6 protein-coding genes and 1 pseudogene are annotated in these 6,584 nt (G+C 74.0%); 4 read left to right on the top strand and 3 right to left on the bottom strand.

The genetic code is table 11. The features are described 5' to 3' along the window. Both ACJA3G_RS26720 and ACJA3G_RS26715 read right to left on the bottom strand, forming a co-directional pair. On the bottom strand, positions 1 to 313 hold a 313-nt coding region (locus ACJA3G_RS26720; protein ID WP_406555600.1), incomplete at its 3' end, for a Zn-ribbon domain-containing OB-fold protein. Then, the gene (locus ACJA3G_RS26715) at positions 310 to 762 is read right to left on the bottom strand and encodes a DoxX family protein (protein WP_406555599.1); all 453 of its coding nucleotides are present in this window, start codon (positions 760 to 762) and stop codon (positions 310 to 312) included. The genes ACJA3G_RS26715 and ACJA3G_RS26720, both read right to left, overlap by 4 nt. Before the next feature lie 170 nt (positions 763 to 932). Between ACJA3G_RS26715 and ACJA3G_RS26710 the strand changes: the two genes are divergently transcribed. The 4 genes from ACJA3G_RS26710 (at position 933) to ACJA3G_RS26695 (ending at position 6,038) form a co-directional block, all read left to right on the top strand. Next, entirely contained in the window at positions 933 to 2,072 is a 1,140-nt protein-coding gene (locus tag ACJA3G_RS26710) for a flavin-containing monooxygenase (RefSeq protein ID WP_406555598.1), read from the top strand. 278 nt (positions 2,073 to 2,350) lie between these two features. Further along, positions 2,351 to 4,576: an acetate--CoA ligase family protein gene (locus ACJA3G_RS26705; protein WP_406555597.1), complete on the top strand. Its 2,226-nt coding sequence runs from the start codon at positions 2,351 to 2,353 to the stop codon at positions 4,574 to 4,576. After that, on the top strand, positions 4,573 to 5,385 hold the full coding sequence (locus ACJA3G_RS26700; RefSeq protein WP_406555596.1) for an enoyl-CoA hydratase/isomerase family protein: 813 nt from the start codon (positions 4,573 to 4,575) through the stop codon (positions 5,383 to 5,385). The genes ACJA3G_RS26705 and ACJA3G_RS26700 overlap by 4 nt, the downstream gene beginning before the upstream one ends. A 56-nt stretch (positions 5,386 to 5,441) precedes the next feature. Next, positions 5,442 to 6,038 carry a flavin reductase family protein gene (locus ACJA3G_RS26695; protein ID WP_406555601.1) on the top strand — a complete coding sequence of 199 codons (597 nt, stop codon included), beginning with the start codon at positions 5,442 to 5,444 and terminating at the stop codon, positions 6,036 to 6,038. Positions 6,039 to 6,059: 21 nt separating this feature from the next. On the opposite strand, the pseudogene ACJA3G_RS26690 reads toward ACJA3G_RS26695, so the two are convergent. Beyond that, positions 6,060 to 6,584, bottom strand: a pseudogene (locus ACJA3G_RS26690) (hypothetical protein); the annotation flags it as partial.

Genomic DNA, 6,584 nt, shown 5'->3' with positions numbered 1-6,584 from the left:
CCGCGCCCCCCGCGCCCACCACCTCCGTCATCATYCGTGGGCCCTCCTCCAGCGTCACCACCGCCGCCGTGTACGGCACCCGGCCCCCGAAGGGCGGCAGTTCGTTGCGGTGGACCACCGACCACGTGTACAGCGTGGCCCGGCCGCTCGCCCGTTCCCAGGACACGTCCTCGCTCCAGCAGTACGGGCAGAACTCGCGCGGGTAGTGGTGCGCCCGCCCGCACCCCCCGCAGCGGCGGATCAGCAGATGGCCGGCCGCCGCCGCGTCCCAGTACGCGCGCGTGAACGCGTCGGTCTCCGGCGTCGCGGTCATCGAAACCACCCCATCGCGTCGTCCAGGGACCACGTCTGCCACGCCATCGCGAACAGCGCGACCAGCGAGATGAGGGCCATCATCGCGTTCTGCCCCTGCTCGGCCCAGTCGTGGATCATCAGGACCAGGTAGAGGAGGTTGAGCAGCAGGCCCCCGACCAGCGCCACCGGGGTGAGCAGGCCCGCCACCAGGCCGAGTCCCAGGGCCAGTTCGGCGTAGACCACCACGTACGCCATCGTCCGGGGCCGGGGCTCCACCACGGTCGCGAAGCCGCTGCGGACCGCCTCCCAGCGGTGCTTCGCCGCCACGTCCGCCGCCCACGCGATGCCCGTGCCGCGCTCGAACCAGCCCTTCTTGTCCTTGTGGCGCCAGCTCTCCAGCCACCACAGGCCGAGGCCCATCCGCAGGACGGCCATCCACTCGGCACCGCTGAGCCAGATCGAGTCCATCCGCAGCCCCTTCCCCGGAACACGCCACCTGACGGTACGTCAGTTCAGCGGACGGCGGCTTCCCGCGCAAGGACTCCGGCCCCCGCGCACTCCGGAGCGCAATCGATTCGTAACCGATTCAGGTCTTGACCGAGACCCATCAAACAGCCGCGTCGATACGCTCGGTTCTCATGGCCACCAACGACCCCACTCGCCCCGTCTACGTCATCGGTGCAGGCCCCGGCGGCCTCGCCGTCGCCGCCGCGCTGCGCGGCCGGGGCGTACGGGCCGTCGTCCTGGAGAAGGCCGACGCCGTGGGGGACTCCTGGCGCCACCACTACGGCCGGCTGCGGCTGCACACCACCCGGCGGCTGTCCGCGCTGCCGGGGCTCAGGATGCCCCGGTCGTTCGGGCGCTGGGTCGCCCGCGCCGATGTCGTGCGGTACCTGGAGAAGTACGCCGAGGTCCACGAGCTGGAGATCGTCACCGGTGTCGAGGTCTCCCGGGTCGAGCGTGCCGAGGACGGCGGCTGGCTGCTGCACGCGACCGGCGGGCGGCGGCTGACCGGGCGGGCGGTCGTGGTGGCGACCGGGTACAACCACACCCCGTACCTGCCCCAGTGGCCCGGCGCGGACACGTACACCGGCACCCTGCTGCACGCCGGGCGGTACACGGACCCCGCGCCGTACGCCGGCAAGGACGTGCTCGTGGTGGGCGCCGGGAACACCGGCGCGGAGATCGCCGTCGACCTGGCCGAGGGCGGCGCCGGACGGGTGCGGCTCGCCGTGCGCACCCCGCCCCACATCCTGCGCCGCTCCACCGCGGGCTGGCCCGCCCAGGCCTCCGGCATCCTGGTGCGGCGGCTGCCGGTCCCGCTGGTGGACCGGGCGGCCGGGGCGCTGGCCCGGCTCAGCGTGCCCGACCTCGGGGAGAAGGGGCTGCCCCGGCCGGAGAAGGGCCTCTACGCGCGCGTACGCGAAGGCGCCATCCCCGTACAGGACGTGGGGCTGATCGCGGCCGTACAGGCGGGGCGGGTCGAGCCGGTGGCGGCGGTCGAGTCGTTCGAGGGGGCGAAGGTCGTGCTGGCCGACGGCAGCCGGATCTCGCCCGAGGCCGTCGTCGCGGCCACCGGCTACCGGCGGGCCCTGGAGGGTCTGGTCGGCCACCTCGGCGTCCTGGACGGGCGGGGCAGACCGGCCGTCCACGGCGGCCGTCCGGCGCCGGGGGCCCCGGGTCTCTACTTCACCGGGTTCACCAACCCCATCAGCGGCATGCTCCGCGAGCTGGGCATCGACGCCCGGAAGATCGCCAGGGCGGTCGCGCGCTCCTGACGCGGCGGCCGAGGCACCCGGCCCGCGCCCCCGCGGCGTCACCCGCGCACGCCGTAGTTGGCGCAATGGTGACGGGTAGCCGCCCTACGGACGGGTACGGAAAACGTACTCGGCCGTAGCTCCCGCACGTCCCGGAGCCTCCGGTGAGCATTTGCCCGCACGACGGTTCCTGACTGGTCGTCAGGTCTGTAATCTGACTGTGCGTCAGTTACCAGCCAGTTGCGTCACGACGGATGCGCACGTGCCATGTTGGCCATCGACCAGGAGCGGGCGGAACGATGCTTGGATCGACTCACGGCACCCTCACGACCGACCTCCGCGCACGGGTGGTCGCCTGCGGCGAGCAGCCCCGGCCCGGCACCGTCCACGGCACCGCCGCCGCCGAGGGCGATCTGGACGTCAGCGGCCGGCCCCTGTACGCGCCCGTGCCCGACCTCGACCGGTTCTTCCGGCCCGAGTCGCTGGCCGTCGTCGGCGCCTCCGACACCGAGGGCCGCCCCAACACGGGGATCACCCGCCAGCTGATCGCCTGGGCCGAGCGGGTGGGCGCCCGCGTCCACCCCGTGCACCCCACCCGCGACGCCGTCTTCGGCCTGCCCTGCGCCGCGTCCGTCACCGACCTGCCGGAGCAGGTGGACCTGGCGGTACTGCTGGTGGCCGACCCGCTCCCGCTGATCGACGAACTGGCCGAGGCCAAGGTGAGGTTCGCCGTCGCCTTCGCGTCCGGCTTCGCCGAGACCGGTGACGACGGCGCCGCCGCCCAGGAGCGCCTGCGCGCCGCCGTGGAGCGCTCCGGTGTGCGCCTGCTGGGCCCCAACACCAACCTCAACGCCTTCGAGCACTTCCGCGACGACCTCTCCGGGCCCGCGATCGCCCTGATCACCCAGTCCGGCCATCAGGGCCGCCCGCTGTTCGCGATGCAGGAGCTCGGGGTGCGCCTCTCCCACTGGGCGCCCACCGGCAACGAGGCCGATCTGGAGAGCGCCGACTTCATCGCGTACTTCGCCGAGCGCCCCGAGGTCGGGGCCATCGCCTGCTATCTGGAGGGGCTCAAGGACGGCCGCTCCTTCCTGCTCGCCGCCGACCGGGCGGCGCGGGCGCGGGTGCCGGTGGTGGCGGTCAAGGTCGGCCGCACCGAGACCGGGGCGCGCACCGCCGCCTCCCACACCGGCAAGCTGACCGGCGCGGACCAGGTGGTGGACGCGGCGATGCGGCAGTACGGGGTGATCCGCGTCGACGGCCTCGACGAGCTCCAGGACACCTCGGCCCTGCTGGCGCGGGCCCGTCCGCCAGTGGCCGACGGGGTCGTCGTCTACTCGATCTCGGGCGGCACCGGCGCCCACTTCGCGGATCTGGCGACGGCCGCCGGGCTCACCCTCCCCACCCTCTCCGAGGCGAGGCAGGCCCAGCTGCACACCTGGATACCGCCGTATCTGAACGTGGCCAACCCGGTCGACAACGGCGGGCACCCGGTGGGCGACTGGCGCGGCCGGAAGATCATCGACGCGATCCTGGACGATCCGTCCGTCGGCGTGCTGATCTGCCCCATCACCGGGCCGTTCCCGCCGATGAGCGACAGGCTCGCCCGGGACCTGGTGGAGGCGGCGGAGCACACCGACAAGCTGGTGTGCGTGGTGTGGGGCTCACCGGTGGGCACCGAGGCCGCCTACCGCGAGACCCTGCTCGGCTCCTCGCGGGTCGCCACCTTCCGTACGTTCGGCAACTGCGTGGGCGCCGTCCGCGCCTACCTCTCCCACCACCGGTTCACCTCCTCCTACCGCTCCCCCTTCGACGAGGCGCCGCGCGTCCCCTCGCCCTCCTTCCGCAAGGCCCAGGCCCTGATGCGGCCGGGCCACCAGCTGAGCGAGCACGCCGCCAAGCAGCTGCTGCGGGCGTACGGGATCCGGGTGCCGCGCGAGCAGCTGGTGACCAGCGCGGCGGCGGCCGTGCGGGCGGCGGGCCAGGTCGGCTACCCGGTGGTCATGAAGGCCTCCGGCACCCGCCTCGCCCACAAGACCGAACTCGGCCTGGTCAAGGTCGGGCTGACCTCGGCCAGTCAGGTGCGCGACGCCTACCGCGAGCTCACCGACACCGCCCGGTACGAGGGTGTGGAGCTGGACGGCGTGCTGGTGTGCCAGATGGTCGCCCGGGGGGTCGAGATGGTCGTCGGCGTCACCCACGACGCGCTCTTCGGGCCGACCGTGACCGTGGGCCTGGGCGGTGTCCTGGTGGAGGTGCTGGGCGACGCGGCCGTACGCGTACCCCCCTTCGGTGAGGAGCAGGCCCGCGCGATGCTCGGCGAGCTGCGCGGCCGGGCGCTCCTCGACGGCGTACGCGGCGGGCCCCCGGTCGACGTGGACGCGCTGGTGGAAGTGGTGCTGCGGGTGCAGCGGATGGCCCTGGAACTCGGCGGCGAGCTCGCGGAGCTGGACATCAACCCGCTGATGGTCCTGCCGCGCGGGCAGGGAGCGGTGGCGCTGGACGCGCTGGTGGTGTGCTCATGAGCGCCGATGGCGCCCGCCCGCTCACCGAGACCGTCCGCCACACCACCGACGGCGGCGTCTCCTGGATCACGCTCGACCGGCCCGCGGCCATGAACGCCGTGACCTGGGAGCAGCGGGAGCGGATCATCGCGCTGCTCGGTGAGGCGAGCGCCGATCCGGCCGTACGGGCCGTCGTGCTCACCGCCACCGGTACGGGCTTCTGCGCGGGCGCCGATCTGCGGGGGGCGGTGGTGTCCGGCGAGCGGGTCGCCGGGGACGTGGCGCGCACCATCCGTCTCGGCGCCCAGCGGCTGGTGGCGGCGGTGCTCGACTGCGAGAAGCCGGTGATCGCCGCCGTCAACGGCACGGCGGCCGGGATCGGCGCGCATCTGGCGTTCGCCTGCGACCTGGTGCTGGCGGCGGAGTCGGCCCGCTTCATCGAGGTGTTCGTACGGCGCGGGCTGGTCCCGGACGGCGGGGGCGCGTATCTGCTGCCCCGGCTGGTGGGGCCGCAGCGCGCCAAGGAGCTGATGTTCTTCGGGGACGCGGTGGCGGCGGCGGACGCCGAGCGCCTGGGGCTGGTCAACCGGGTGGTGCCGGACGACGAGCTGCCCGCGCTGGCCCGGCAGTGGGCCCAGCGGCTGGCCGGCGGCCCGACCCGCTCGCTGGCGCTGGCCAAACAGCTGGTCAACGCCTCCCTGGACGGCGACCGTACGGCCGCCTTCGCCGCCGAGGCGGCGGCCCAGGAGATCAATATGACCACCCGGGACGCCCAGGAGGGCGTGGCGAGCTTCGTGGAGCGCCGGACGCCCAAGTACCGGGGGCTGTGAGGGTTCCCATCTGACGCACCGTCAGGTTCAATGAGGGCGTGATGGGACACGAAGGGATGGCGGCGACCGTCGTCCGATACCTGCGGTCCGTCGGCGCGGTGGCCACGGCCCCCGCCGAGCCCGTCGAGGCCCTGCCCCGGCCGGACTTACGCGCGGTACGGGACGACGAGCGGCTGCCCGTCGACCCCGCCGAGTTCCGGGGCGTGCTGGGCCACTTCGCCACCGGGATCACGGTCGTCACCGCCCAGGACGGGGACGGCCCGGCCGGCTTCGCCTGCCAGTCCTTCGCCTCGCTCTCCCTGGACCCGCCGCTGGTCGTCTTCATGGTGGGCCGTACGTCGACGACCTGGCCGCGCATCGCGCGCGCGGGCACCTTCTGCGTGAACATCCTGGGCGCCGCGCAGGGGCCGCTGTGCCGGGCGTTCGCGGTGAGCGGCGCCGACAAGTTCGCGGGCGTGGACTTCGACGCGGCCCCCGTGACGGGCTCCCCGCGCCTGGCCGGCGTACCGGCCTGGGTGGACTGCCGCATCCAGAACGTGCACACCGGCGGCGACCACCTGATCGTGGTGGGCCGCGTGGAGGCGCTCGGCGGGACGGCGGACGGCGAGCCGCTGCTCTTCCACCGGGGCAGGTTCGGGCACTTCACGCCCTGAGCGCGCGGGCCGTCCCTGTTCTCACCAGGACCGCTCGACGACCCGGCCGCCGCTGCGGGTCTCGATCCGCAGCTTCCCCCTGTCCCCGTACGCCGCGTGCCGCCAGGCGGCGAAGACGTCCGCGATCCGGCGGCCGTCGTAGTCGTCCTCGGCGGCCGGGACGAAGTTGACGGTGACCAGCGCGCTGACCGAGTCGCCCTCCTGCTTGAGCCGGGCGGCCACCACCGAGGGCCACCGGCCGTCGTCGGCCTTGGTGAGGTGCTGGGCGTAGTAGTCGGTGAACTCCTGGGTCATGTCGAACCACCCGGCGGGCAGACAGGGCGGGGCGGTGCCCTCGGTGGGCGGCCCGGGGTCACCGGCGTCGTCGTCGGTGGTCTCGTCGGTGGGGGGTTCCGGGGCGCCGGTGGTCTCGTCCGTGGGCGGTTCCGGGGCGCCGGAGGTCTCGTCCGTGGTCTCGTCCGTGGGCGGCTCGGAGGATCCGGCGCCGCCGCCGGTCGCCGCGTCCTCCGACGTCTCGTCGGCGTTCCCGCCCGACGCGTCCTCGGT

The organism is Streptomyces sp. YS-3, from assembly GCF_045257485.1.
Taxonomy (GTDB): domain Bacteria; phylum Actinomycetota; class Actinomycetes; order Streptomycetales; family Streptomycetaceae; genus Streptomyces.
This window is presented reverse-complemented; position numbering and strand designations above follow the sequence as displayed.

Excerpts from the sequence above, each read along its gene's own strand:
- ACJA3G_RS26715 (WP_406555599.1), bottom strand. The coding sequence starts at position 762 with ATGGACTCGATCTGGCTCAGCGGTGCCGAGTGGATGGCCGTCCTGCGG.
- ACJA3G_RS26710 (WP_406555598.1), top strand. The coding sequence starts at position 933 with ATGGCCACCAACGACCCCACTCGCCCCGTCTACGTCATCGGTGCAGGC.
- ACJA3G_RS26705 (WP_406555597.1), top strand. The coding sequence starts at position 2,351 with ATGCTTGGATCGACTCACGGCACCCTCACGACCGACCTCCGCGCACGG.
- ACJA3G_RS26700 (WP_406555596.1), top strand. The coding sequence starts at position 4,573 with ATGAGCGCCGATGGCGCCCGCCCGCTCACCGAGACCGTCCGCCACACC.
- ACJA3G_RS26695 (WP_406555601.1), top strand. The coding sequence starts at position 5,442 with ATGGCGGCGACCGTCGTCCGATACCTGCGGTCCGTCGGCGCGGTGGCC.